This window comes from Azospirillum sp. UENF 312511, assembly GCF_058780635.1.
On record NZ_JBSNCG010000001.1, the window covers coordinates 1,127,193 to 1,151,842 of the forward strand.

The 24,650-nt window shown below is 69.3% G+C and carries 19 protein-coding genes; 12 read left to right on the top strand and 7 right to left on the bottom strand.

Going from position 1 to position 24,650, the window contains the following annotated elements:
* Positions 1-25: 25 nt before the first annotated feature.
* Both ACWPN7_RS05180 and ACWPN7_RS05185 read right to left on the bottom strand, forming a co-directional pair.
* Complete coding sequence (locus ACWPN7_RS05180; RefSeq protein ID WP_459196796.1) at positions 26-1,975, bottom strand: methyl-accepting chemotaxis protein; 1,950 nt, start codon at positions 1,973-1,975, stop codon at positions 26-28.
* 268 nt (positions 1,976-2,243) lie between these two features.
* Complete coding sequence (locus ACWPN7_RS05185) at positions 2,244-3,323, bottom strand: lytic transglycosylase domain-containing protein (protein ID WP_040134088.1); 1,080 nt, start codon at positions 3,321-3,323, stop codon at positions 2,244-2,246.
* Positions 3,324-3,664: 341 nt separating this feature from the next.
* On the opposite strand from ACWPN7_RS05185, the gene ACWPN7_RS05190 reads away from it, so the two are divergent.
* The 3 genes from ACWPN7_RS05190 to ACWPN7_RS05200 are packed head-to-tail and all read left to right on the top strand — an operon-like array spanning position 3,665 to position 8,644.
* Positions 3,665-4,324 (top strand): TetR/AcrR family transcriptional regulator, encoded by a 660-nt coding sequence (locus tag ACWPN7_RS05190; protein ID WP_137105168.1) that lies wholly within the window; start codon positions 3,665-3,667, stop codon positions 4,322-4,324.
* Positions 4,321-5,481 (top strand): efflux RND transporter periplasmic adaptor subunit, encoded by a 1,161-nt coding sequence (locus ACWPN7_RS05195; RefSeq protein ID WP_201042293.1) that lies wholly within the window; start codon positions 4,321-4,323, stop codon positions 5,479-5,481. Before ACWPN7_RS05190 ends, ACWPN7_RS05195 begins: the two co-directional genes overlap by 4 nt.
* Before the next feature lie 16 nt (positions 5,482-5,497).
* Positions 5,498-8,644 (top strand): efflux RND transporter permease subunit, encoded by a 3,147-nt coding sequence (locus ACWPN7_RS05200; RefSeq protein WP_200474645.1) that lies wholly within the window; start codon positions 5,498-5,500, stop codon positions 8,642-8,644.
* 1 nt (position 8,645) lies between these two features.
* Here the strand turns inward: ACWPN7_RS05200 and ACWPN7_RS05205 are convergent, their stop codons facing one another.
* Entirely contained in the window at positions 8,646-9,395 is a 750-nt protein-coding gene (locus tag ACWPN7_RS05205) for a sulfite exporter TauE/SafE family protein (protein ID WP_456528958.1), read from the bottom strand.
* A 147-nt stretch (positions 9,396-9,542) separates the two neighbouring features.
* On the opposite strand from ACWPN7_RS05205, the gene ACWPN7_RS05210 reads away from it, so the two are divergent.
* Positions 9,543-10,430 carry a LysR family transcriptional regulator gene (locus ACWPN7_RS05210; protein WP_040134083.1) on the top strand — a complete coding sequence of 296 codons (888 nt, stop codon included), beginning with the start codon at positions 9,543-9,545 and terminating at the stop codon, positions 10,428-10,430.
* A 137-nt stretch (positions 10,431-10,567) separates the two neighbouring features.
* Here ACWPN7_RS05210 and ACWPN7_RS05215 read toward each other — a convergent pair whose 3' ends face one another.
* On the bottom strand, positions 10,568-13,690 hold the full coding sequence (locus tag ACWPN7_RS05215; RefSeq protein WP_459196798.1) for an efflux RND transporter permease subunit: 3,123 nt from the start codon (positions 13,688-13,690) through the stop codon (positions 10,568-10,570).
* The gene (locus ACWPN7_RS05220) at positions 13,687-14,871 is read right to left on the bottom strand and encodes an efflux RND transporter periplasmic adaptor subunit (protein WP_459196799.1); all 1,185 of its coding nucleotides are present in this window, start codon (positions 14,869-14,871) and stop codon (positions 13,687-13,689) included. The genes ACWPN7_RS05215 and ACWPN7_RS05220 overlap by 4 nt, the downstream gene beginning before the upstream one ends.
* 163 nt (positions 14,872-15,034) lie before the next feature.
* Here ACWPN7_RS05220 and ACWPN7_RS05225 point away from each other — a divergent pair, with 163 nt between their 5' ends.
* The 8 genes from ACWPN7_RS05225 (at position 15,035) to ACWPN7_RS05260 (ending at position 22,450) form a co-directional block, all read left to right on the top strand.
* On the top strand, positions 15,035-15,997 hold the full coding sequence (locus ACWPN7_RS05225) for a LysR family transcriptional regulator (RefSeq protein WP_040134081.1): 963 nt from the start codon (positions 15,035-15,037) through the stop codon (positions 15,995-15,997).
* Between the two features lie 43 nt (positions 15,998-16,040).
* Complete coding sequence (locus ACWPN7_RS05230; protein WP_459196800.1) at positions 16,041-16,886, top strand: putative hydro-lyase; 846 nt, start codon at positions 16,041-16,043, stop codon at positions 16,884-16,886.
* A 19-nt stretch (positions 16,887-16,905) separates the two neighbouring features.
* On the top strand, positions 16,906-17,892 hold the full coding sequence (locus tag ACWPN7_RS05235) for a TRAP transporter substrate-binding protein (protein ID WP_137116344.1): 987 nt from the start codon (positions 16,906-16,908) through the stop codon (positions 17,890-17,892).
* A 151-nt stretch (positions 17,893-18,043) separates the two neighbouring features.
* Entirely contained in the window at positions 18,044-18,553 is a 510-nt protein-coding gene (locus ACWPN7_RS05240; protein WP_040134079.1) for a TRAP transporter small permease, read from the top strand.
* Positions 18,554-18,556: 3 nt separating this feature from the next.
* A complete protein-coding gene (locus ACWPN7_RS05245) occupies positions 18,557-19,858 on the top strand; it encodes a TRAP transporter large permease (RefSeq protein WP_014197104.1) in 1,302 nt (433 codons plus the stop codon).
* A gap of 11 nt (positions 19,859-19,869) precedes the next feature.
* Complete coding sequence (gene pxpB, locus ACWPN7_RS05250) at positions 19,870-20,592, top strand: 5-oxoprolinase subunit PxpB (protein ID WP_459196802.1); 723 nt, start codon at positions 19,870-19,872, stop codon at positions 20,590-20,592.
* Positions 20,589-21,674, top strand: coding sequence for a 5-oxoprolinase subunit C family protein (locus tag ACWPN7_RS05255; protein ID WP_459196803.1), 1,086 nt, complete (start codon positions 20,589-20,591; stop codon positions 21,672-21,674). The genes pxpB and ACWPN7_RS05255 overlap by 4 nt, the downstream gene beginning before the upstream one ends.
* A complete protein-coding gene (locus ACWPN7_RS05260; RefSeq protein ID WP_040135406.1) occupies positions 21,671-22,450 on the top strand; it encodes a LamB/YcsF family protein in 780 nt (259 codons plus the stop codon). Before ACWPN7_RS05255 ends, ACWPN7_RS05260 begins: the two co-directional genes overlap by 4 nt.
* Positions 22,451-22,460: 10 nt before the next feature.
* Here the strand turns inward: ACWPN7_RS05260 and ACWPN7_RS05265 are convergent, their stop codons facing one another.
* Both ACWPN7_RS05265 and ACWPN7_RS05270 read right to left on the bottom strand, forming a co-directional pair.
* Positions 22,461-22,868: a response regulator gene (locus tag ACWPN7_RS05265; RefSeq protein WP_407823877.1), complete on the bottom strand. Its 408-nt coding sequence runs from the start codon at positions 22,866-22,868 to the stop codon at positions 22,461-22,463.
* Positions 22,861-24,438 carry a sensor histidine kinase gene (locus ACWPN7_RS05270; RefSeq protein WP_459196804.1) on the bottom strand — a complete coding sequence of 526 codons (1,578 nt, stop codon included), beginning with the start codon at positions 24,436-24,438 and terminating at the stop codon, positions 22,861-22,863. The genes ACWPN7_RS05265 and ACWPN7_RS05270 overlap by 8 nt, the downstream gene beginning before the upstream one ends.
* Between the last annotated feature and the right edge of the window lie 212 nt (positions 24,439-24,650).

Consider the following 24,650-nt stretch of genomic DNA (forward strand, 5'->3'; position numbering starts at 1 on the left):
CCCGGACAAAACAGGGAACAGGCGGTTACGCCCGCACCTGCCGCAGGAAATCGTCCACCGCGCCGTTCAGCGTGCCGGCCAGCTCCGACAGGCGGTCGGCCGCCCCCATCATGGCGTCGGCGGAGCGTCCGGTGTCCACCGCCACGCGGCTGACGTCGCCAATGTTGGAAGACACGTCGGTGTTCATGCACTCCACGATGCGCACGTTGTGGGTGATTTCCGAGGTGGCCTGGCGCTGCTGCTCGACCGCCGCGGCGATGCCGGACACGCTCTCGCCGATCACGCCAATGGTGGAGCCGATGCGGGCGATGGCGTCCACCACCCCCATGGTCGATTGCTGAATGCCGTGGACCAGCGTGGCGATCTCCTCCGTCGAGGAGGCGGTCTGAGAGGCGAGCGCCTTCACCTCGGTGGCGACGACGGCGAAGCCCTTGCCGGCGTCGCCGGCCCGCGCCGCCTCGATGCTGGCGTTGAGCGCCAGCAGGTTGGTCTGCTGGGCGATGGCGGTGATGATGGCGACCACCTCGCCGATCTTCTGGGCGGAATCCGACAGGCCCTTGGTCAGGCCGTCGGCACGCTGGGATTCGGCGACGGCGTCCTCCGCCACGCTGCGTGACTGGGCGATCTGCCGCCCGATCCCGTCGATGGAAGCGGAGAGCTGCTCGCTGGCCGAGGCCACGGCGCCGACGTTGCTGGTCGCCGTGCCGGCGGCATCCGCGGCGGCGCGGGTGCGCTGCGCGGTGTCCGACGCCATGCCGGCCACGGCGCGGGCGGAGCCGGTGACCTCCGACGCCGCCACGGACAGCGAGCCGGCCACCGCCTGCACGGTGCGCTCCAGCCCGTCCGCCAGTTCCGTCATCAGGGCGCGGCGCTCCTCCTCGGCGCGCCGTTCCTGGTTACGCCGGATCTCCTCCGCCCGCTGCCGGGCGTCCAGGGCCTCGCGGAAGGCCTCGACCGCGCCATGGATGTCGGCGATCTCGCGCAGGGGCGAGGGGCGCAGGGGCACCGCACCCTCCCCGCGGGTCAGCGCCTGGAGCGCCTGGCTGGCGTCGCGCACCGGCTGCATGATGAAACGGTAGCCCAGCAGCATGTTCAGGCCGCCGATCAGCCCGATCAGCACGAAGGCCCCCAGCGCGATCAGCGTCAGCCGGTCGAGCACCGCGGTCAGCGCCGCCGCTCCCTCCTGGCTGCGCGCGGTCACCGCGTCGGAGGCGGCGTTCATCCCCTGCACCAGCCCATCGACCAGCGTCCGGACCTCCTGGTTGTGGGCGTGGGCGTCGGTGGTCAGGCGCAGCGTTTCGGTGCGCTGCGCGAAGGCCTCGTCGAGTGCGGCGAAGGACGCGATGTCGTCGGCGACGCTCTCGAACTCGTCGGCGGACGGCAGATGCCGGCGCAGTTCCATGGCCTTCGCCATGTGCTCGCGGAACTGGCGCAGGTCGTTGCCGACGGCCGGCGGGTAGAGCTGCGACGGCAGGCGGGTCAGCAGGAACTTGGCGTCGCGGATCGTCGAGAAGAGCGTGGCGAGCGCCTGCTCATCCGCCGGTTGCGTCGTCGCGCGCATCGCTGCCGACAGGCCGCGGGCGATGTCGCCCGACAGGCTTTCCGCGCGGCTGATGTTGAAACCGAACTTCTTGTCCAGCGCCTCGACCTTGGCGCCGATGGCCGCCGCCTCCCGGCTCGCCGCGACCGCCTTGGCAACCGTCTGCGCGATCTCCGGCGCGGCGTTGGCCGACATCCGCGCGGCGTGGGCGTCCAGGCTGGTCAGCGCGTCGCCGCGCGTCGCCTCGTCGCCGCTGACGATCACCGCCTCGCCCAGCTTGGCGAGCCGTTCGGCCTCCAGCGCGATCCTCTGGTTTTCGGCCACCCGCTGCGCCAGCTCGGCGTTGCCGTCGGCGATGCGCGTCGCTTCCATGGCGGTCATGCCGCCGAACACCGCCAGGGCGGCCACCACGACGCCCGCAATCAGGCAATCCACCACAACGACTTGAAAGGTCGAGCGTTTTGCCCGTTCACCTGCACCGGATACCATCTCCACACCTCATCCGCAGCGTTCCCCCGAACTCTTCGTTCTTCCGGATGGACTGCGCAGGGCGGCTCCTCCGGGGCTTTATCGTTTGAGTACCTATATGCTCGGGGATGTGGGTGTGAGGCTATTGTGGAAAACCGAAGACGGCGCCCGTCCGTCCGGTGGGCGCCGCCTCTGGTTGTTGCCGATGCCTGTGAAACGGGAGCGGGCGAGGCCGTTACAGGCCGGCGCCCTCCCCTCCGGCCAGGGCGACGCAGACGCGGTCCCGGCCCTCCAGACTGCCGCAGCCGCCGCTGCGCTGGGACACGAAGCGGATGACCACCCGTTCCCCCTTGCCGACCGCGTGGGGCGGCAGCATCGCCTCGGCGACCAGGGTTTCCACCGTCCGCGACGGCGTCCGTCCGGAACGGCCGGCGGCCGGCGCGTCCCGGTCGGTGGCGGCGACGAATTCCGCGGGCGGGCGGGCCTCGCCGCGACCCATGGGCTCCACCACGAGCGGAGCCGGGCGGGGCTCCAGAGCGGCCACGGCGACCGGTGCCGGGGCGGCCGGGGTCTGCGGCACAGGCGCCACCGGTTCCGGGACCACCGCAGCAACGGCGACCGGTTCCGGAGCCGCCGGCTTGACGGCGGGCTTGGCGGCCACCGCCACGGGCTGAGACGTCGGGGCGCTCGCCGGAACGATGGCGACCTCGATTGCGCTGGCGCCCGCCGCCTGCGACGGTTCGCGGGGCGCCACGCCGCGGAGATTCGGCGTCAAGGCCGCTATGTACATCCGGGTTTCGCGCGGCAACCGCTGCTTGCCCGCCAAATGCGAGGCGTAGCAGGCCGGGCCGCAATTGTAGGCGGCGAGGAAGCCCGGCGCGCCGAACAGGTCGTACATCTCCCGCAGATAGGCGGTGCCGGCCAGGATGTTGTCGCGGGGATCGGACGGATCAGACCCCAGCCCGTATTGCGTGCGCATCATGTCGTAGGTGCCGGGCATCACCTGCATCAGCCCGATGGCGCCGGCATGGCTGGTGATGGTGCGGCCGTTCACGACGGAGCGCCCGCCGCTCTCGCGCATCATCACGGCCCTGATCCACTTCTCCGGCACGTCGAACCGTTCCGACGCCTCGCGGATGTGGGGAACCCAGCGGCCAAGCGGGTCCTTCGGATCAATCGGGACTTCGGCCACCTCCGGGGCCTTGACGACAAGCTCCGCCGTTTCCGGAGCGTTCGAGGCGCAACCCGCCAAGCCGAGGGCGAGAATCAGGGCGGCACCGGCGGCGCGGGCCGCGGTGAAGTCGCGATAAGCCACGAGGAGGGGTCCGTGCTGGTTGCACAAAGATCGAAAGCGTTACCCTCTCTTTGCGATGTAATGGTGCCGGCTGTCAAGCAACAAGGCGGGTGTAATGTCCTGATTTTACGGCCTTTCCCTTTTTCATAGCCCATTGGAATGGTTTTCAGGCAAATGCTGTTCATCCGTATTGGCCGTTTTTCTGCCCCATTTGGCACTGTTGGCGTCTTTGCGAATGCAGGCGAGAGACCCATTCCTGTCACGCCCAAAACTTGCGGACCGATCCCTGCAGCCCTCTCAACCGCTTGACTTTTCAGCGGCCATTCCATATTGAATGAACGTTCATTTATAGCTTCGAACCGATGCCCGACAGCTCTCCCCTTCCCCCGTCCCGCCGGTCCCGCCGCAAGGAGGCCCGCCCCGCCGAGGTGATCGAGGCGGCGCGCGACCTGTTCATCTCGCGCGGTTTTGCCGCAACCAAGCTGGAGCATGTCGCCCGCCGGGCCGGCGTCAGCGTCGGGCTGCCCTACCTCTATTTCGAGAACAAGGAAGGGCTGTTCAAAGCGGTCGTCCGGCAGTCCATCCTGCCGCAGTTCCAGATGGGCGAGGACCTGCTGGACAGCTTCACCGGCAGCAGCGAGGAGTTCCTGCGCGGCCTCGCCCGTGGCTTCTGGGAGATGGAGCAGAGCCCCAACGCCGGGCTGTCGAAGCTGGTCATCGCCGAGGCGCAGAACTTCCCCGACCTCGCCCGCTTCTACATGGAGGAGGTTGTCCTGCGCGGGCGGCGCTTCCTTGCGCGCATCCTGCGGCGCGGCATCGAGCGCGGGGAGTTCCGGCCCGTCGACGTCGAGCAGATGGCCCGCGTCATCGCCGCCCCGCTCAGCATGCTCTCGCTGTGGAACCACTCGCTGCGCCCCTTCGAGCCGGACCCCGCCGTGGCCTCCGCCGAATCCTACCTCGACGCCTATCTCGACCTCGTCCTCAACGGGCTGAGGGCCGAACCCAAGGACCGCACCCCATGATCGACGCCGCCCGTTCCGATGGTTCCGCCGCCAAGCCACGGCGCCGCCTGCTGCTGCCCCTGCTGATCGTCGGGGCTGTGGCCGCGGGCGGCGTTGCCTGGAAGGCCACCAGCAGCCACGACGCGGTCTCCCCGGCGGCGGCCGGCCTGCCCCCGGCGGAGCGGGCGGTGGAGTTGTCGCCCGTCGAGCTGACCCGCATGGCCCCGCGCCTCCTGACCGAACTGGTGCGGCTCAGCGGCTCCGTGAAGCCGATGGAGCAGTCCATGGTGAAGTCGGAGGTCGCCGCGCGGCTGGTCGAGGTGCCGGTGCGCGAGGGGCAGGCCGTCCGGAAGGGCGAGGTGCTGGCCCGCTTCGACACGGTGGAGCTTCAGGCCAAGCTGGACGAGAAGCTGAGCAATCTGGAGGGTGCCAAGGCGCAGCTCGTCCTGGCGGACAAGACCCGCGCCAAGAATCTGGCTCTGCGCCAGAAGGACATCGTCTCGGAAACCAACATGGATCAGGCGCAGAGCACCTTCCGCTTCCAGCAGGCCACCGTCGCGGCGCTGGAGGCCCAGGTGGACCTCGCCCGCAAGGCGCTGCGCGACGCGGTGGTGGCGAGCCCGATCGACGGAACGGTGGCCGAGCGGGCGGTCAACCCCGGCGAGACGCTGGCGGTCAACGCCAAGATGTTCTCCGTCGTCGATCTCAGCCGCGTCGAGGTCGAGGCGGCGGTGCCCGCCGACGACGTGGCCCGGCTGAAGCCCGGCCAGACCGTGCGGCTGCGCGTGGAGGGCTTCGGCGAACGGGACTTCATCGGCCAGATCGCCCGCATCAACCCGATGGCCCGCGCCGGCACCCGCGCCATCCCGGTCTACATCGTCCTCGACAACGCTGACGGGGCCCTGCGCGGCGGCATGTTCGCCGCGGGCGACGCGGTGGTCGACGAGGTGGAGGGCGCCTTCGCCCTTCCCCCGGCCGCCGTCCGCCACGACCAGGACGGTACCTTCGTGTTGGTCGTCTCCGGCGGACGGGTGGAACGCCGCAAGGTCGAGGTGTTGGGCGCCTGGGCGCGTGGCGATCTCGTTGAGGTGCGTGGGCTTGCCGACGGCGAGCTGGCGGTGACCGCCCCCCTGCCCGGCCTGACCGCCGGGCGGGCCGTCAAGGTCATGGGTTCGTAAGGGAACGCGCCGCGCCATGCCGATTACCCGCATCAGCGTCGACAACCCCGTCTTCGCCACCATGATGATGGTGGCGCTGATGGTGCTGGGCCTGTTCTCCTACAACCGGCTGGGCGTCGACCAGTTTCCCGACGTGGATTTCCCGCTGGTCGTCATCTCCACCGAGTACCCCGGCGCCAGCCCGGAATCGGTCGAGACCGACGTCACCCGTCCCGTCGAGGACGCGGTCAACACCATCGCCGGCATCAAGACGCTGACCTCCCGCTCCTACGAGAGCCAGTCGGTGGTGATCGCCGAATTCGACCTGAAGACCGCCTCGACCCAGGCGTTGCAGGACGTGCGCGAGAAGGTGTCGGCCCTGCGCCCCAAGTTCCGGGACGAGGTGAAGGACCCGCAGATCACCCGCTTCAACCCGGACGACCAGCCCATCCTGTCCCTCGCGGTCAAGTCGGACATCCGGTCCCTGCGCGACCTGACCACCATGACCGACCAGATCGTCCTGAAGCGCCTGCAGAACGTGCGCGGCGTCGGGCGGGCGACGATCGCGGGCGGGGTCAAGCGGCAGGTCCAGGTGCGGCTGCGCCCCGAACGGCTGGAGGCGCTGGGCGTCGGCGTCGATCAGGTCCTCAAGGCGATCCGCGACGAGAACCAGGACATCCCCGCCGGCACCGTCTCCGGCAACGGGGCGGAGCGCGTCGTCCAGGTCGATGGCCGCGTCATCAACCCGCGGGAGCTTCTCGACATCATCGTCGCGCGCCGCGGCGGCGAGCCGGTGCGGCTGCGCCAGGTCGCCGAGGTGCTGGACGGCCAGGAGGAGCAGGACTCCGTCGCCCTGTTCAACGGGCAGCCGGCGCTGGCCGTCGATGTGGTGAAGATCCAGGGTTCCAACACGGTGGAGGTGGCGCGCGGCCTCTACAAGGCGCTGGACGGGCTGCGCCGCGACGGCTCCCTGCCCTCCGACGTCGCCCTGGAGGTGGTGCGCGACACCTCGCGCGGGATCACCAACTCGCTGAGCAACGTCCAGCGCACGCTGGTCGAAGGCGGCGTGCTGACCATCGCCATTGTGATGGTCTTCCTGGGGTCCTGGCGCAGCACGGTGATCACCGCGCTGACCCTGCCGGTGGCGGTGATGGGCACCTTCGGCGTGCTGGCGGCCTTCGGTTTCACCCTGAACACGATGACGCTGATGGCGCTGTCGCTGGCCATCGGCATCCTGATCGACGACGCTATCGTGGTGCGTGAGAACATCATGCGCCACCTCGGCAAGGGCCAGGGGCACCGGCAGGCGGCGCTGGACGGCACCAAGGAGATCGGTCTGGCGGTCCTGGCGACCACGCTGACCATCGTGGCGGTGTTCCTGCCCGTGGCCTTCATGGGCGGCATCATCGGGCGCTTCTTCCTGCAGTTCGGCATCACCGTGTCGGCGGCGGTGCTGATCTCCCTGTTCGTGTCCTTCACGCTGGACCCCATGCTGTCCAGCCTGTGGTACGACCCGGCGGCCCACGGGCGGCACGGGCGCGGCGTCTTCGGGCGCTTCGCGGCGGGCTTCCAGGCCGCCTTCGACGCGCTGGCACGGGTCTACGGCCGGACGCTCCGCTGGGCGCTGCGCTGGCGCTGGCTGGTCCTGCTGATGGCCTTGGGGATTTTCATCGGCAGCTTCTTCCTGGTGCCGCGCATCGGCGTGGAGTTCGTGCCCGCCGCCGACCTCGGGGAGTCCATCGTCGATGTGGAGACGCCGGCCGGCTCGTCGCTCGACTACACGGCGGCCAAGCTGCGGCAGGTCGAGGCGGCGATCCGCGAGTTTCCGGAGGTCTCCTACACCTACTCCACGGTCAACACGGGCGCGTCGGTCGGCAAGAACCGGGGCAGCGTCTATGTCCGGCTGAAGCCGATCGACCAGCGCACGCGGACGCCCAACACCCTGGCCCCGCCGCTGCGCGAACGGCTGTCGGCGATCCCCGGCGTCCAGATCGGGATCGGCATTCCCGGCGTCGGCGGCGTGCAGAAGCAGATCCAGGTGTCCGTCCAGGGCCGCGACATCGCGGAGTTGGACCGCATCGGCAAGCAGGTGACCGCCGCCATGGCCGGCATCCGCGGCTTCGTGGACGTGGACGTCAGCCTGAAGGCCGCCAAGCCGACCCTGTCGGTGCGGCTGGAGCGCGATCTGGCGAGCGACCTCGGCGTCGGTACGGCGCAGGTGGCGAACACGCTGCGTCCCCTCTTCGCCGGCGACAAGGTGTCCACCTGGAAGGCGCCGGACGGCGAGACCTACGACGTGCTGGTCCGCCTGCCGGAAAGCGACCGTGTGGGCCGCGCCGACCTCGACCGCATCTACCTGACCGGCTCCAACGACGCCGAGGGGGCGCCGCGCATGGTGCCGCTGTCGCAGGTCAGCCGGGTCGAGACGACGCTCGGCGCCTCGCAGATCAACCGCCGCGACCTGTCGCGCGAGGTGAACGTCCAGGCCAACGTCCAGGGCCGCCCGGCCGGCGACGCCGGCAAGGAGCTTCAGGCGGCCATCGCGGAGATCAAGCTGCCGCCCGGCTACCGCATCGTCTTCGGCGGCTCGACCAAGGACATCGCCGAGACGTCGGCCTACGCCACCCAGGCGCTGCTGCTGGCTGTGATCCTGATCTACCTGATCCTGGCTTCGCAGTTCGGCAGCTTCCTCCAGCCCATCGCCATCATGATGTCGCTGCCGCTGTCGCTGGTCGGGGTGTTCCTGGGGCTTCTGGTCGCCGGCTCCACGCTGAACATCTTCAGCGCCATCGGCTTCATCATGCTGATGGGTCTGGTGACCAAGAACGCGATCCTGCTGGTCGATTTCGCCAACCAAGCCCGCGCCCGCGGGGTGGAGCTGCGCGACGCGGTGGTGGAGGCCGGCATCATCCGGCTGCGCCCCATCGTCATGACCACCATGGCGATGATCTTCGGCATGATCCCGCTGGCGCTCGGCATCGGCGAGGGCGCGCAGCAGCGCGCACCCATGGCCCACGCGGTGATCGGTGGCCTGATCAGCTCCACCCTGCTCACCCTTCTGGTGGTTCCGGTGATCCTCACCTACCTCGACGCGCTGTCCCGGCGCTTCAAGCGCTGGTTCGCCCACAAGGACCCGGACGCGGTGGCGCACGGCGCCGCTGCACAGGGCACGGCGGCGGAGTAGGTCACCCCAGGTGCTCCAGCATCAGGAACAGCCCGAGCGCCAGCAAGCCGAGGAAGAAGCAGCGCCGGAACACCTCCGCCCGCACCCGCTGGCGGAGGCTCTGGCCGAGCGCCATCCCGGCCAGGGCCGGCAGCAGCGAGGCCAGTGAGCCCCAGGCCAGCGTGCCGTCGAACAGCCCATGCTGCGCCAGCCCGGCGGCCAAAGCCAGGGTCGACACCGTGAAGGACAGGCCGAGCGCCTGGATCAGCCGGTCGCGCTCCAGCTCCAGCGCCTGGAGGTAGGGCACGGCGGGGATGACGAAAACCCCGGTGGCCGCCGTCACCACGCCGGTCGCCACGCCGACCAGCGGCGACAGCCAGGATTCCGCCGGCGGCGGCACCCGCAGCGGCAGCTTCACCAGCCCGGCCACCGCGTAGAGCGCCAACGCCCCGCCCAGAGCCGCCGCGGCCTGCCCCGACGAGGCGCCGGCAAGCAGCCCCGCCCCGGCCCAGGTGCCCAGCGTGATCCCCAGCATCATCGGCCAGAATCGCTCGATGGTGGCGCCGAGGCCGGGGCCGAAGGCCAGCTGCCAGAGATTCGTCACCAGCGAAGGCACGATGAGGATCACCGCCGCTTCGGCGGGCGGCATGACGAGGCCGAGCAGACCCATGGCGACGGTCGGCAGGCCCAGGCCGATCATGCCCTTGACGAACCCGGCCAGCAGGAAGGTCAAGGCCATGGCGGCGACGATGAGGAGAGGCAGGTCGATCATCACGGCACCCTCATGTCAGGTCCCCTCTCCCGCCCCGGGAGAGGGTTTGATGCCACTTGAGGCAAGGCCGTGGCTTCCGGCAATGTGGATGTCACGCAGCCAGCCTTCGGTTCAGACGAAGGCTGCCGCCCCGCTGGAGACCCGCCCATGCGCTTCGACCTTACCGACCTGCGGCTGTTCCTGAACGTGGCGGAAGCGGAGAGCATCACCCACGGCGCGGAGCGCACGCACCTCGCCCTCGCCTCGGCAAGCGCGCGAATCCGCGGGATGGAGGAGACGCTCGGCGTGCCGCTGCTGGAGCGCGGGCGGCGCGGCGTCCGCCCGACCCCGGCGGGCGAGGCGCTGGTTCATCACGCCCGCCTCCTCCTCCAGCAGGTGGAGCGGATGCGCGGCGAGCTGGGCGATTACGCCAAGGGGCTGAAGGGCCATGTGCGGCTGCTGTCCAACACCGCCGCCCTGGCGGAATTCCTGCCCGAGGCCCTGGCGCCTTTCCTCGCCGCCCACCCCAACATAGACATCGACCTGGAGGAAAGGCCCAGCCACGAGATCGTGCGGGCGGTGGCGGAGGGGCTGGCCGACGCCGGGGTGGTGTCCGATCACGCCGACCTGTCGGGGCTGGAGGTCTTTCCCTTCCGCACCGACCGCATGGTGCTGGTCACGCCGCACGGGCACCCGCTGGCCAACCGCCGCAGCGTCGCCTTGCGCGAGGTTCTGGAGGAGGATTTCGTCGGGCTAGCGACGCGCAACGCTCTTCAGCAGCACATCAACGAACACGCCATCCGCGCCGGCCGCCCGCTGAAGCTGCGCGTGCGGGTGCGCGGCTTCGACGGGATCTGCCGGATGGTCGAGCAGGGGGTGGGGCTCGGCATCGTCCCGGAAGCCTCGGCGAAGCGCTGCCGCCGCTTCACGAAAATCCGCGCGGTGCGCCTGACCGATCCCTGGGCGGTCCGGTCGCTGGTCGTCTGCGTCCGCCGCCTGGACGCGCTGCCCAGCCACAGCCGCGAGCTGGTGACGCGGCTGGCCGGCGCTGTTTAACCCTCTCCCCTCTGGGGAGAGGGTGGCCCAAAGGGCCGGTGAGGGGGTTGCGCTTTTGCCGAACGCATCGCCACGCGCAGCCCCCTCACCCTAACCCTCTCCCCGGAGGGGAGAGGGAAAACAACCATGTGAAGCTCTTACTCCGCGCCCGGCACCGGGTGCGGCGCCTCCGGGGCGGCGCCGTGACGGCGCTTCCACAGGCGGGAGACGGCGTTGCCGGCGTCCTCCATGTAGAGAAACAGTACCGGCGTGATGTAGAGCGTCAGAATCTGCGACACGCACAGGCCGCCGACCACCGCGAGGCCGAGCGGCTGGCGCAGTTCCGCGGCGGCGCCATGGGCGACGGCGATGGGCAAGGTTCCCATGATCGCCGCCATTGTCGTCATCATGATCGGGCGGAAGCGCAGCAGGCAGGCCTGCTCGATCGCCTCGCGCGCGGTCATGCCCTGGTTGCGCTGCGCGTCGATGGCGAAGTCGATCATCATGATCGCGTTCTTCTTCACGATGCCGATCAGCATCAGGATGCCGATGATCGCGATGACGCTCAGCTCCTGCCCGAACACCATCAGCGTCGCCAGCGCCCCGATGGCCGCGGACGGCAGGCCGGACAGGATGGTCAGCGGGTGGATGAAGCTCTCGTACAGGACGCCGAGCACGATGTAGATCACCAGAACCGCGGCGAGCAGCAGCAGCCCCTGGCTCTTCTGCGCATCCTCGAACACCTGGGCGGTGCCGGCGAAGCCGGTGGTGATGCCCGGCGGCAGGGCCATCTCCATCTCCGCCTGCCGGACGGCGTTCACCGCCTCGCCCAGCGAATGGCCGGGCGCCACGTTGAAGGACAGGGTGACGGCGGGAAGCTGGCCCTGATGGTTGACCGTCAGCGGCCCGGCGGTGCGCTGCACGCTGGCGAAGGCGTCCAGAGGAACCAGCTTGCCGGAGCCCGACCGCACATAGATTCGCGACAGCGCGTTGTCGTCCTGCTGGTACTTCGGCGCCAGCTCGATCAGCACCTGATAGTCGTTGGTCGGCGTGTAGATCGTCGAGACCTGTCGCTGGCCGAAGGCGCTGTAGAGAGTGGAGCGCACCTGATCGACCCCGATCCCCAGCGTCGCCGCCTTCTCCCGATCCACATGCACATAGGCCTGCGGGCTGTTGAGCTGGAGGTCGCTGGTCACGTCCTGCAGGATCGGAATGTCGTGCATCGCCCGCTCCAGCCTTGCGGACCAGGCGTACAGCTCCTCCGTGTTCAGGCCCTGGATCGTGTACTGGAACTCGTTCTTGGACGAACGGCCGCCGATGCGCAGATTCTGCACCGGCTGCATGTAGACCGCCATGCCGGGAATGCCGGCGAGCTGGCGGCGGAGCTGCTGGATCACCTCGCCCGCCGGAGGCCGCTCGGCGCGCGGCTTCAGCACGACGAACATGCGGCCTGTGTTGACCGAATTGCCGCCGATGGCGACCGACGAGGTCATGTCAGCCACCGCCGGATGGGCCTTGATGATCCGCGCCACCTCCTGCTGCCGCTCCGCCATGGCCGGGAAGGAGATGTCGGGGGCGGCCTCCGTCGAGACGGTGATCTGGCCGATGTCCTCGGTCGGGAAGAAGCCCTTGGGGATCGCCTGGAATAGCAGGGCGGAGCCGACCACCGTCGCGATCATGACCAGCCCCATCACCGGGCGGTGCCTCAGCGCCAGCCGCAGGGTCACGGCGTAGCCGCGGTGCAGCGCGCTGAACCCGCCCTCCAGGACGCGGCCGAACCAGCCCTCCTTGGCGCCATGCGGTTCGTGGGTCAGCATGCGGGCGCACATCATCGGCGTCAGCGTCAGCGCCACGAAGGCCGAGGCGCTGATCGCCATGGTCACCACCAGCGCGAACTCGTGGAAGACGCGCCCGACCACCCCGCCCATCAGCAGGATCGGGATGAAGACGGCCACCAGCGACACGGTGATGGAGATGATGGTGAAGCCGATCTCCCGCGAGCCCTTGAGCGCCGCCTCGAAGGGCTGCATCCCCTCTTCGACGTAGCGGACGATGTTCTCCATCATCACGATGGCGTCGTCAACGACGAGGCCGACCGCCAGCGTCAGCGCCATCAGCGAAATGTTGTCGATGGAGAAGCCCATCAGATGCATCCCGCCCGCCGTCGCGATCAGCGAGATCGGAACGGTCAGCGCCGGGATCATCGTCGCCGTCAGACGGCGCAGAAACAGGAAGATGACCAGCACGACCAGCGCGATGGTCAGGCCCAGCGTGAACTGCACGTCCTCCACCGCTTCGCGGATCGAGGTGGAGCGGTCGTTCACCACCTCGACCTTGGCGCTGGGCGGAAGCTGCGCGCGGAAGCTGGGCAGCAGGTTGCGCACCCGGTCCACCACGTCCACCGTGTTGGCGTCGGGCTGGCGCTGCACGGCCATGACGATGGCGCGGGTGCCGTTGTGCCAGCTCGCCGTGCGGGCGTTCTCGACGCTGTCCAGCACGTTCGCCACGTCGCCCAGCCGGACCGGGGCGCCATTGCGGTAGGCGACGATCAGGCCGCGGAAGGCCTCGGCGTCAGGAAGCTGCGGGTTGGCGGCGAGGACGAGCTGCTGCTTGGCGCCGGACAGCGTGCCGACCGGCGTGTTGGCGTTGGCGGCGGCCAGCGACCGCTGAAGCTCGTCGATGCCGATGCCGCGCACGGCCAGCGCGTTGGGGTCGACCTGAACGCGCACGGCGTATTTCTGCGCGCCGTAGATCTGCACCTGGGCAACGCCCGGCAGGGTGGCGACCTTGGGCTGGACCGCGGTCTCCGCGAAATCGTTCAGCGCCGACAGCGTCAGCGTCGGCGACGAGAGCGCCAGCATCAGCACCGGCTGGTCGGCCGGGTTCACCTTGCGGTAGCTGGGCGCGGTGGTCATCTCCGCCGGCAGGCGGCGCTGGGTGCGGGCGATGGCCGCCTGCACGTCCTGCGCGGCGGCGTCGATGTCGCGCTCCAGGACGAACTGGATGGTGATCGAGGTGTTGCCGAGGCTCGACGTCGAGGTGATCGTGTCGATGCCGGCGATGGTCGAGAATTCGCGCTCCAGCGGGCTGGCAACCGAGGCCGCCATGGTTTCCGGGCTGGCGCCGGGCAGCGTGGCGGAAACGTTGATGACCGGGAAATCCACCCGCGGCAGCGCCGCGACGGGCAGTTGCCGGTAGGCCGCGAGCCCCCCCAGAACCAGCGCCGCCGTCAGCAGGATGGTCATCACCGGACGGCGGATGCACAGCTCCGAGAGGGTCATGACGCGCCTCCGGTGAGCGGAGCCTTGCCGTTGGCGCCCTCCTTGCCGCCGTTCTTGGCGGCGGCGACCTTGGCGCCGGGATACAGGCGGGACTGACCGTCGACCACCACGCGCTCACCGGCCTGCACCCCGTCGGCGATGACGGCGATGCCCTCCTGGCTGCGCGCCACGGTGACGTTGCGGATCTCGACCGTGTCGTCGGGCTTGACCACATAGACGAAGCGGCCCTGCTGGCCGGTCTGCACCGCCTCCTCCGGCAGCGTCAGGGCCTGTGGCTCGACCCGCAGGGTCAGAACGACATCGACGAACTGGCCGGGCCACAGCCGCGTGTCGGCGTTTTCGAACTGGCCCTTGACCAGGATCGTGCCGGTCTGCTGGTCGACTTGGCTGTCCACGAAATTCAGCACGCCCTCGGCGGGCGGCACGGCAGCGCCGGGAATGCCGGCGGTGACCGCCAGCTTGCTCGTCTCCATCGCCGCGCGGATGGTCGGGAGATGGCGTTCCGGCACGTTGAAGGCGACGGTGATCGGGCGGAGCTGGGTCAGCGTGACCAGCGGCGTGGCGTCCGCCGCGCGGACCATGGTGCCGGGCTTGGCGTTCACCGCACCGGTGCGCCCGTCCATGGGGGCGGTGATGCGGGTGAAGCTGAGCGAGACCTTGGCCGCCTCGATGGCCGCCTGCCCGGCCTTCACCGTGGCCTCCAGCGCGTCGGCGGCGGCCACCGCCGCGTCGTACTGCTGACGGGCCACGGTGTTGGAGCGGACGAGCTGCTCGTACCGCTTCACGTCGCCGCGCGCCTTGTCGAGGTTGGCGCGGTCGCGCTCCAGATTGGCCTGGGCCTGACGGAGCTGCGCCTCCAGCGCGCGGGAGTCGAGGGTGAACAGCAGGTCGCCGGCCTTCACCTCCTGTCCCTCGGTGAAATGGACCGTCTCGACGACCGAATCGACGCGCGCCTTGATGGCGATGGCGGCCACCGGCTGGACCGAGCCGATGGTGCCCAGCCGCTCCGGCACCGGGCGCTGCTCGACCGTGCGGATGACCACCGGGAGGGCGCGTGGTCCGGCCGGGGCGGCGGCCTTCGCCGTCTGCGCGTCGGCCCCGCCCGCCCGGTGCGTGTACCAGTAACCGCCGCCCATCAGCGCGGCCAGCAGGAGCGCAAACAGCGCTATGCGTTTCGTCACATCGAACTCCCGGTAGGGCTGCCCGGTCCGGCCGGAGCGCACCATCCCGCCATAAGGCAATGCGGCCCATTATCGCAGGAGAGGCTTTGCAGGTTAATGTCCATCCTACAGCCATTTGGTAACAGACTGTAACAGCGGGTATGGGCTGCGGAGCGATTTGGCGATGCTGGACCTAAAGAACTTGGAAGCCTTCGTGTGGATCGCCCGTTTGGGCGGTTTCCGCGCCGCGGCGGGGCGGCTGAACACCACCCAGCCGGCCATCTCCGCCCGCATCGCCCAGCTGGAAAAGGAGTTGGGCGTTCAGCTGTTCAACCGCGGCACGCGGCGGGTGACCCTGACGCTGAAGGGCATGGAACTGCTGGACCACGCCGAGCGGATGCTGACGCTGCAGGCCGAGCTGGTCCACGCGGTCGCCGAATCCACGACCCTGCGCGGGCTGATCCGGCTGGGGGTCGCGGAAACCATCGTCCACACCTGGCTGAGCCGCCTGATCGAACGGCTGCACAACCGCTTCCCGCTGGTCAGCCTGGAGATCGAGGTCGACACCTCCATCCACCTGCGCAACGGGCTGCTGGCGCACGACCTGGACATCGCCTTCATGCTGGGGCCGGTGGCGGAGCCGGACATGCGCAACGAGGCGCTGAGCAGCTACCCCATGGCCTGGGTGGCCAGCCCGTCGCTCGACCTGCCCGCCGGACGGCTCGGGCTGGCCGATCTGGCGCGCTACCCGGTCATCACCTTTTCCCGGCAGACCAAGCCGTCGGTGGCCATCCAGCAGATGTTCAAGCGGCCCGGCCTGCCGCCGCTGCGCTTCTACGGCAACAGCTCGCTCGCCAGCATCGTGCGGATGACCCTGGACGGCATCGGCATCAGCGCCATCCCGCCCGCCGTGATCGAGCGTGAACTGGCGGAAGGGTTGCTGCGGCTGATTCCGGCGGAAGACCCGCTGCCCGACCTCGACTTCACCATCTGCCACCCGGTGGACAGCGACAACCCGCTGGTGCCCATCGTCGCGGACATGGCCTTGGAAATTGTGCGGGGGCAGCGGCATGGGGCGCCAACCGATAAACGCCGTTTATCGCAAACGATCCAAAATGAAAATTTGACGGATCGGACGGATGCGTGAACCCTTAGGGCACAACAGTTCGGTCACCGAGGTTTTGCCCGCCATGCAGTCCGTGACCCCAAGCACCCCGTTTCCGCCCGATGCCGCGTCCGCCGCCCTGCTGGCCCGACTGGCAATCCGCCGGGGGGAGCATCGCGGACCGACCGCCGGACTGGCGCCGGGCCATGTGCAGGCGAACCTCGCCATCGTTCCCGCCGATGTGGCTCCCGCCTTCGAGCGGTTCTGCCGCGCCAACCCCGTTCCCTGCCCGCTGCTCGCCGTGTCGCAGCCCGGCGATCACCGCTTCGCGGAGCTGGGCGCGGACCTCGACCTGCGCACCGACTTCCCGCGCTACCGAGTCTACCGCGACGGCCGGCTGGCGGAGGAGCCTGAGGACCTGCTGTCCGTCTGGCGCGACGATCTGGTCGCCTTCGCCATCGGCTGCTCCTTCTCCTTCGAGGAGGCGCTGCTCGCCGCCGGCCTGCCGGTCCGCCACATCGAGCGCGGCTGCAACGTGCCGATGTACGTGACCGACCGGGACTGCGTGGCCGTCCCGCCCTTCGCCGGCCACATGGTGGTGTCGATGCGCCCGATGACGCCCGCGCAGGCCGAACGCGCCGCCGCGGTGACCGGGCGCTACGCCGCCGTCCATGGCGCGCCGGTGCACATCGGCGACCCGGCCGCACTCGGCATCCGCGACCTGTCGCAGCCGGAGTTCGGCGACGCCGTTCCGCTCGCCCCCGGCGAGGTTCCCGTCTTCTGGGCCTGCGGGGTCACCCCCCAGGTGGCGCTCGCCGCCGCCCGCCTGCCCTTCGCCATCGCCCACAGCCCCGGCCACATGCTGGTCACCGACCGGCTGAACGCCGAGCTGGAGGGCGTGTCCCCTTCGGTCGCGCAACTCTTCAGATAAGAACAGGGAGCTTCATCACATGACCGCGATCACCCTGCGGACCCGCCTCGCCGCCGCCGCCTTCGGCATCGGCCTTTGCGCCACACCGGTCGCGGCCTTCGCCGAGACCTGGGACATGCCGACCCCCTATCCCGACACGAACCTGCACACCATCACGGTGCGCCAGTTCGCCGAGGATGTGAAGGCGGCGACCAACGGCAAGATCCAGATCACCGTCCATTCCAACGGCTCGCTGGTCAAGCATCCGGAGATCAAGCGCGCCGTCCAGTCCGGCCAAGCGCAGATCGGCGAGGTCCTCATCAGCTCCTGGGCGAACGAGGATCCGCTCTACGGCCTCGATTCCGTGCCCTTCCTGGCGACCGACTTCGCCGCCTCGAAGAAGCTTTACGAGGCGTCGAAGCCCTATCTGGAGAAGAAGCTGGAGCGTCAGCGCCTGAAGCTTCTCTACTCGATCCCGTGGCCGCCGCAGGGCCTCTACGTGAAGCAGGAAATCAGCTCCGTCGCCGACCTGAAGGGGCAGAAGTTCCGCGCCTACAACCCGGCCACCACCCGCATCGCCGAACTGGCCGGCGCCGTGCCGACCAAGATCGAGGCCGCCGAGGTGTCGCAGGCCTTCGGCACCGGCATCGTCACCGCGATGATGACCTCCGCCGCCACCGGCGTGGACACCAAGGCGTGGGACTTCGTGAACGTCTATTACGACGTGCAGGCTTGGCTGCCGCGCAACATGGTGTTCGTCAGCACCGAGGTCTGGAAGGGCCTGGACGACGCCACGAAGAAGGCCGTCGAGCAGGCCGCCGCCAAGGCCGAGGCCACCGGCTGGACCGAGTGGGAGAAGAAGACGGCGGAGCTGAACCAGACGCTGTCCGGCAACGGAATGAAGGTGCTGACCCCGTCCCCGGCGATCAAGGACGGCTTCGCCGCCATCGGCAAGACGATGACCGACGAGTGGACCAAGGCCGCCGGCGCCGATGGCGAGGCGATCATTTCGGCGTTCCGGAAGTAAGCGGCGTCTGCCCCCTCCCCGGCTCTCCCCCGCTTCGCGGGAGAGGGAGATTGATCCCCTCCCCTGCGAAGCGGGGGAGGGTTAGGGAGGGGGCCATACACTCTCCCAAGAAAACAACTCCCCGCCCGCCCTACCCGGAGGTGGTCGCGCCATGCGCACCGCATTGACCTTCCTTTACCGCGCCGCTGAGATCCTGGGCGCGGTGTTCCTGGTGCTGATCGCCGTGCTGATCGTGTCCCAGGTCTTCGCCCGGCTGGCCAACCGCATGGTGCCGGGAGCCGACGAACTGGCCGGCTACTGCATGGCCGCCTCCTTCTTCCTCATGCTGGGTCCGGCGCTGCGCCGCGGCGCGCACATCCGCGTCGGCGTCTTGGTCGACCGGCTGCGCGGCGGCCCCCGTCGTGCCGTGGAGCTGCTCTGCCTCGGCTTCGGCACGGCGCTGAGCGGCTACTTCGCGTGGTACTGGCTGCGCATGACCTACGATTCCTATGATTTCGGCGATCTGGGACAGGGCGTGCTGCCCATCCCGCTGTGGATTCCGCAGGCCGCCATGGGCGTCGGGCTGGTGATTCTCGTGATCGCCTTCCTCGACGACCTGCTGGCGGTGATCCAGGGGCGCGAGGCGTCCTACCAAAGCGCCGGCATGCAGAGCGAGGGCTGACCGATGGACCAGACGACCGCTTCCATCGTCGTCGTGGTGACGATGCTCCTGATGCTGGGGACCGGCATCTGGGTGGCGCTGGCGCTCGCCGGCGTCGGCTTCGTCGCCATGGCGCTGTTCACCACACGTCCCGTCGGCATGGTCATGGCGACCAACATCTGGGGCGCCAGCACGAGCTGGACCCTGACCGCCCTGCCCCTGTTCATCTGGATGGGCGAGATCCTGTTCCGAACGCGAATCTCGTCGGACATGTTCAAAGGACTGGCGCCCTGGACGGGCTGGCTGCCTGGGCGGCTGATGCACGTCAACATCGTCGGCTGCACGATCTTCGCCGCCGTCTCCGGTTCCTCCGCCGCGACCGCCGCGACCATCGGGCGGATGACCATTCCGGAACTGACCCGTCGCGGCTACGACCCGATGATGATCGTCGGCTCGCTGGCCGGCGCCGGCACGCTGGGCCTGCTGATTCCGCCCTCGATCATCATGATCGTTTACGGCGTGGCGGCGGACGTGTCGATCGCCCGGCTGTTCATCGCCGGCGTCATCCCCGGGATCGTGCTGACCGGCTTGTTCATGCTCTATGTGGGTGGCTGGTCCCTGCTCAATCCCGACCGCGTGCCGCCGCGGGAGGCGCGCCAAAGCCTCATGGAGAAGATCCGCGACACCGGGTCGCTGATCCCCGTCATGCTGCTGATCGCCGGCGTGCTCGGCTCCATCTACGCGGGCATCGCCACGCCGACCGAGGCCGCGGGCATCGGCGTCCTGGGATCGCTGCTGCTGGCGCTGGTCACCGGCACGATGAGCTGGGCGACCTTCCGCGACAGCGTGATGGGCGCGGCCCACACCTCCTGCATGATCGGCTTCATCCTGGCTGGGGCGGCCTTCCTGACGGTGGCCATGGGCTACACCGGCATTCCGCGCCTGCTGGCGGAATGGATCACCTCCATGCAGCTCACCACCGCGTCGCTGCTGGTGGTGCTGACGCTGTTCTTCATCGTGATGGGCTGCTTCCTCGACGGCATCTCGATGGTCGTGCTGACCACCTCGGTCATCCTGCCGATGGTGCAGAACGCCGGGATCGACCTGCTGTGGTTCGGCATCTACATCATCATCGTGGTGGAGATGGCCCAGATCACCCCGCCGGTGGGCTTCAACCTGTTCGTCCTGCAATCGATGACGGGCAAGAACATCTTCACCATCGCCAAGGCCAGCCTGCCCTTCTTCCTGATGATGATCGTCATGGTGGCCCTGCTCTGGATCTTCCCGGGCATGGTGTCGTGGCTGCCCTCGCTGATGATCGGGTGAGGAGCGGCATCATGGACGTCCGTTTCACCACAGCGGGCGACACGGCCTTCAACGTGGAGTTCGGCGACGGCATCGACCGCCCGACCAACGCCCGCGTCATGGCCCTGCACGCCCGGCTGAAGACCGCCGCGCCGCCGGGTCTGGTGGAGACGGTGCCGACCTTCCGCTCGCTCCAGGTCGTCTATGACCCGGCGGTGACCAGCCGCCGGGAGGTCCAGGCTGCGGTCGAGGCGGAACTGGCCCACGCCGGGGACGCGCCGGCCGAAGGCAGCCTGTGGCGCCTGCCTGTCTGCTACGACGCGGAGTTGGGACCGGACCTCGCAGAGCTGTCCGCCTCGCTCGGCCTGTCGGCGGAGCGGCTGATCGACCTCCACGGATCGACCGAGTACTTCGTCTACATGCTGGGCTTCATGCCGGGCTTCGCCTATATGGGCGATCTGCCGGCGGAGCTGGAGAGGCCGCGCCGAAGCGAGCCGCGGGTCCGCGTGCCGGCGGGCTCCGTCGCCACCGCCGGGCGGCTGACCACGGTCTATCCGTGGGAGAGTCCCGGCGGCTGGCACCTGATCGGGCGCTGCCCGGTGCCGCTCTACGACGGCGCCCGCCCCTCGCCGGTCTTGCTGGCGGCGGGCGACCGGGTGCGGTTCGAGGCGGTGGACCGCGCCCGCTTCGACGCCCTGTCGGCCGAGACCGCCGCCGGCCGCTTCGATCCCGACACGCTGAGGGCCGCGCCATGAGCACGCCCTGCCTCACCGTCGTCCGGACGGGGCTGTTCGCCACCATCCAGGACCTTGGCCGCTTCGGCCATCAGGAACTCGGCATGCCGGTGGCCGGCGCGCTCGACCCCATCGCCCTGCGCCTCGCCAACGCGCTGGTCGGCAACCCGCCGGGCACGGCGGGGGTGGAGATCGCCCTGCTCGGCCCTGCCCTGAAGGTGGAGGCCGACGGAGTCCGGGTTGCCGTCGTCGGCCCTATGGCGCTGAGCCTGGAGCGCGAGGGGCAATCGCCCCAACCGCTGGAATCCCACCGCAGCCACACGCTGGCGCGCGGCGACGTGCTGAAGCTGGGCGCCGTCAGCGGGGCGGCGGTCGCCTATCTGGCGGTGGCCGGCGGATTCGCGCTGGAGCCCTTCCTGGGCAGTCTGTCCACCTACGTGCGCGCCGGCATCGGGCCGCTCGGCGGCAAGCCGCTGGGTGACGGGACGCGCCTGCCGCTCAACCGCAACGACGCCCCGCCGGGCGCCGACGTGGAGTTGCCGGAGCCGCCGGACTACGGCGGCGGGCCGGTGCGGGTGGTCCTCGGCCCGCAGGAGGACCGTTTCACGGCAGCGGCGGTGGAGACCTTCCTGTCAGCGACCTACCGCGTCGGCAAGGACGCCGACCGCATGGGCCTGCGGCTCGACGGGCCGACGCTCGCCCACGTCGGCTCCGCGGACATCCCGTCGGACGGGCTGGTCACAGGCTCGATCCAGGTGCCGGGCAACGGCCAGCCGATCCTTCTGCTGAACGACCACCAGACGGCGGGCGGCTACGCCAAGATCGCCACGGTGATCTCAGCCGACCTGCCCCGCGTCAGCCGGCTGAGCCCCGGCGGAGCCCTGAGCTTCCGCGCCGTCACGGTGGAGGAGGCGGAGGCCATCCGGCGGCGCCAGGAACAGACCATCGCCGCCTGGGTCCGTGCCATCCGCCCCGTGCGCCCGGCGGGCGGCGTCGATCTGGTGGCGCTCTACGCGGAAAACCTCGTGTCCGGGGTCGTCGACATCGTCAACGGCAACGGCGACATCCTGAACCGAGAAGAGATGTGCGGGAGGGCACCATGACCATCACCGTGAACCTGAACGCCGACCTGGGCGAAGGCTTCGGCGCGTACGACATCGGCGACGACGACTCCATGCTCGGCATCGTCGCGTCCGCCAACATCGCCTGCGGCTTCCATGCGGGCGACCCGCTGGTGATGACGCGGACCGTTCGGAACGCGGTGGCGAAGGGCGTCAGCCTGGGCGCCCACCCTTCCTACCCCGACCTTCAGGGGTTCGGGCGCCGCCCCCTGCGGATGTCGGCGGCGGAGGTCGAGGCGATGGTCGCCTATCAGATCGGCGCGCTGATGGGCATCGCCGCCACCGCCGGCGGTTCGGTCACCCATGTGAAGGCGCATGGTGCGCTGAACAACATGGCGGCGGTGGACGAGGGGCTGGCTCTGGCGATCGGTCGCGCGATCAAGGGCGTCGATCCCAACCTGATCTATCTCGCCACCGCCGGGTCGGAAATGGCGCGGGCCGGGCGGACGCTGGGCCTGCCCACGGCGGAGGAGGTCTTCGCGGACCGCGCCTACGACGACAACGGCAACCTCGTGCCGCGCGGCCAGCCGGGTGCGATGGTCCATGACCCGGACGTGGCGGCCGCCAACGTCCTGCGCATGCTGGAGGAGGGCGTGATCCTGTCGGTCACCGGCACGCGCATCCCCTGCACTGTCCATTCCGTCTGCGTCCACGGCGACGAGCCGAGCGCCGTCGCCATGGCCGGCAACCTGCGCCGCACCCTGGAGGCCAAAGGGGTCCGCATCGTTCCCCTGCCGGACCTGCGGGACCGGTTTTAAGAACGGGCGATCACGCGGGCCGCAGCTTTGCCGCCTGGGCGAGGCTGGCGAGCGTGTCCAGGATGACCTGCGGGCTGACCGGCTTGCGCAGCACCACCAGCGGCTGCCAGCGGTCGGACGTCAGGTCGTCCTCTCCCGCCTCCATCGACAGGAACCCGGTCATCACCAGGATCGGCAGCCCGGCCGCCTGGGTCCGAAGCTCGCGGATCAGGGCGCGGCCATCCATCCGCGGCATGCGCAGATCGGTGATGACGAGGTCGGCGGGGTCGGCGCTGTAGCGCTCCAGCCCCTCCTGCCCGTCCTGGGCCAGGGTCACCCGGTATCCCTTGCGGGAGAGGAAATCCTCCAGCGCCATGGCGGCCAGGGCTTCATCCTCGGCGACCAGGACATGCAACGGAGCGGTGACGGGGTCAGGCATGAGCGCGCTCCACGTCCTGAACGGAGGGATGGGACACCGGCACGGTGATGGTGAAGCGGACGCCGCGGCTTCCGTTCTCGTGGGCCACGTTCGCCGCGTCGATCCGCCCGCCCATGGAATCGATGATGCCATAGCCGATGGACAGGCCGAGGCCAGACCCCTTTCCAACCTCCTTGGTCGTGAAGAAGGGATCGAAGATGCGCGGCAGGATGTCCGGATCGATGCCTCCGCCGTCGTCGGTGATGGTGATGACGGCCCGCCCGGCGGTCATGTCGCAACGCATGTTCACCGCGATCCGCCCGGCGGCGGGTGACCCGTCGGGGTCGGCGCGCCATTCCAGGATGGCGTCGCGCGCGTTGGACAGCAGATTGACCAGCACCTGCTCCAGTTGCAGAGGACGGCCGCGCGTGACGCAGTCGACGGCCGGGACGTCGCTCTCCACGTCGATGTTTTCCAGGGCGAACTGGTTGGACACCAGCTCGACTGCGGAGCGGACGCAAGCCGCGGGTTCAAAGCGCTGGGTCGCGCCGTCGCGGCGGCTGAAGGTTCGCATATGGTCGATGATGCGGCCCATGCGCTCCGCCTGCTCGGACATGATGGTCAACACCTTGTCCAGGCGCGTGGTGTCGGTGTCGCCGTCGCGCAGGCGGGACAGGGCATTCTCTGCCCAGATCCGGATGATGTTCAGGGGCTGGCTCATCTCATGGGCCATGCCGGCGGCGAGCGTGCCCAGGGTCGCCAGCTTGGAGGTCTGGACCAGCTCCTCCTGAAGCCTCCTGCGGTCGGTGATGTCGCGGGAGCTGCCCAGGATCTGGACCACCCGCCCATCCTCGCCGCGCACCGGCACCAGGACGGTGTGCCACGTGCGCCGCCCGACCGGAAGGTCCAGCGTCTCCTCGTAATCGATCAGGCCGCCCGCGGCGACGCAGGCGCTGTAGCGTTCGATCACCGCCTCGGCGGTTTCCTGCGGAACGGCCTCACGGACCAGCCGCCCGCGGATGGTCTCCGGGTCGATCCCCGTCGCCCGCGCGTGGGCGGGGTTCAGCGTGTCGAAGGCGAAATCACCATCCGGCGTGACCGTGACGACGAACAGCCCCTCGGCCAGATTGTTGAAGAAGCTGGCGTAGCGCAGTTCGGCCTGACGCCGGATCTCGATCTCGCGCTGAAGGGCTCCGTTGGCCTCGGCAAGCTGCGTGGCGCTGGGCAGGGCGAGGGCCTTGGGCATCTGCACCCACAAGGCGACGGCGGTCAGCACCGACACCATTGCGGTCAACGCCTTGACGATGCCTTCCACAGCATAGTCTGGATACCACAAGGTCCACAAACTGAAGAAATGCGTCGTGCCGCAGGCCAGGATGAAAGCGGCGAACAGCCAGACGACCCAGGTGAAGGCCACGTCGCGGCGCTTCACGACGAAGTAAAGCAGCGCCACCGGGATCGAATAATAGGACAAGCCAGTCAGCACATCGGACACGATGTGCAGGGTCAGGATTTCCGGACGCCAGAACAGGCACACGCCGTGAGGCAAGTACGCGCTGGTGTCGAAGAAGGCTTCCACGCCACCGAACATGCCGCCCCTCTTTTTTCCGGTCACCGTCCACGGCCCAGCCGGGTCCAGAAACGCCGCCGTTTCTCTGATCTCGCCCCGAAACCTTGAAGCACAACGCCTTGCGGCACCATGCCGCGGAGGCTGTATCCGCAAACGCTACTCGAATCAGGGTGGCGGAGCAACACGCGGAACGCGATGCCAGCCAATGGTCAGCGCGTTCCGCATGGTTCTGG

Coding starts and splice junctions, on each gene's coding strand:
- ACWPN7_RS05235 (WP_137116344.1), top strand. CDS start 16,906: ATGACCGCGATCACCCTGCGGACCCGCCTCGCCGCCGCCGCCTTCGGC.
- ACWPN7_RS05260 (WP_040135406.1), top strand. CDS start 21,671: ATGACCATCACCGTGAACCTGAACGCCGACCTGGGCGAAGGCTTCGGC.
- ACWPN7_RS05205 (WP_456528958.1), bottom strand. CDS start 9,395: ATGATCGACCTGCCTCTCCTCATCGTCGCCGCCATGGCCTTGACCTTC.
- ACWPN7_RS05230 (WP_459196800.1), top strand. CDS start 16,041: ATGCAGTCCGTGACCCCAAGCACCCCGTTTCCGCCCGATGCCGCGTCC.
- ACWPN7_RS05270 (WP_459196804.1), bottom strand. CDS start 24,438: ATGTTCGGTGGCGTGGAAGCCTTCTTCGACACCAGCGCGTACTTGCCT.
- ACWPN7_RS05225 (WP_040134081.1), top strand. CDS start 15,035: ATGCTGGACCTAAAGAACTTGGAAGCCTTCGTGTGGATCGCCCGTTTG.
- ACWPN7_RS05215 (WP_459196798.1), bottom strand. CDS start 13,690: ATGACCCTCTCGGAGCTGTGCATCCGCCGTCCGGTGATGACCATCCTG.
- ACWPN7_RS05240 (WP_040134079.1), top strand. CDS start 18,044: ATGCGCACCGCATTGACCTTCCTTTACCGCGCCGCTGAGATCCTGGGC.
- ACWPN7_RS05265 (WP_407823877.1), bottom strand. CDS start 22,868: ATGCCTGACCCCGTCACCGCTCCGTTGCATGTCCTGGTCGCCGAGGAT.
- pxpB (WP_459196802.1), top strand. CDS start 19,870: ATGGACGTCCGTTTCACCACAGCGGGCGACACGGCCTTCAACGTGGAG.
- ACWPN7_RS05190 (WP_137105168.1), top strand. CDS start 3,665: ATGCCCGACAGCTCTCCCCTTCCCCCGTCCCGCCGGTCCCGCCGCAAG.
- ACWPN7_RS05245 (WP_014197104.1), top strand. CDS start 18,557: ATGGACCAGACGACCGCTTCCATCGTCGTCGTGGTGACGATGCTCCTG.
- ACWPN7_RS05210 (WP_040134083.1), top strand. CDS start 9,543: ATGCGCTTCGACCTTACCGACCTGCGGCTGTTCCTGAACGTGGCGGAA.
- ACWPN7_RS05255 (WP_459196803.1), top strand. CDS start 20,589: ATGAGCACGCCCTGCCTCACCGTCGTCCGGACGGGGCTGTTCGCCACC.
- ACWPN7_RS05200 (WP_200474645.1), top strand. CDS start 5,498: ATGCCGATTACCCGCATCAGCGTCGACAACCCCGTCTTCGCCACCATG.
- ACWPN7_RS05195 (WP_201042293.1), top strand. CDS start 4,321: ATGATCGACGCCGCCCGTTCCGATGGTTCCGCCGCCAAGCCACGGCGC.